At 53.0% G+C, this 861-nt stretch carries 1 protein-coding gene; it reads right to left on the reverse strand.

Going from position 1 to position 861, the window contains the following annotated elements; all coding sequences use genetic code 11:
* Positions 1-9: 9 nt before the first annotated feature.
* Positions 10-805 (reverse strand): IS5 family transposase gene (locus FH061_RS30160; protein ID WP_151639505.1). Its coding sequence is split into 2 segments (ribosomal slippage): positions 10-537 and positions 539-805, totalling 795 coding nucleotides; the frame shifts between segments, so codons are not numbered across the junction.
* Positions 806-861 lie beyond the last annotated feature (56 nt).

Here is an 861-nt window from a genome sequence, read left to right on the forward strand (position 1 = left end):
AGAGCGTGCTCAGTATCTTTTTAGCAGGAGAGCGAGGAACGCGAGGACAATAAACTGTTCGCTGGTATGCAGCTTTCGCTCACAGTTCTTCCATAGCCTTCTGCACTTTTCAAGCCACGCAAAGGACCTTTCGACCACCCAGCGCTGTGGGATGACAGCAAACGTGTGCAGTTCATTGCGCTTGGCCACTTGTACCCTGGCCCCAAGTGTCTGGTAAGTCAGATCCTCGAATCGCTCGCCGGTATAGGCACCATCGACGAGTACCTGCTTGACCTGAGCCAGCCTATCATCGTGGGCTATAAACATGAGCAATGCCCCATTGCGATCATTGACTTCAGCGGTCGTGACCAGAATGGCGTGTGGCAGGCCTTGCGTATCCACGGCAATATGCCGCTTGATGCCGGAGACCTTCTTGCCAGCGTCATAGCCCTTGTGCCGGGCCGTATCGGTATTCTTGACGCTTTGCGCGTCCACGATGCAAAAGCTCGTCGAGGGCAGCCGCCCATTTCTCTTGCGCTCTTGCTCCACCACATTTTTTTAATGCCTGATCAAGCAGGCTCATGTGACTGTCATCGGGAATGCGCGTCCAGGTATCAAAGTAGTAACGCACCGTGCTCACTGGTGGAAAGTCCGACGGCAGGGCACGCCAGGTCGCTGCATTCTTGAGTAGGTAAAGGATTGCGCAAAAGATGTCGTACAAGTCGACCTTCCTTGGATTGGTGCGCTTGCGACTGCCCTCCAACAGGGGACGAACTTGGTCAAACTGTTCACGAGTGATATCGCTTGGATAATACTTCCTGCTCATTCCGGATCAATGTCATCACAAACCCGGTTTGGACAAAAAAATATCGTTCACGTTCT

Source organism: Noviherbaspirillum aerium (assembly GCF_008929045.1).
Taxonomy (GTDB): Bacteria; Pseudomonadota; Gammaproteobacteria; order Burkholderiales; family Burkholderiaceae_D; genus Noviherbaspirillum; species Noviherbaspirillum aerium.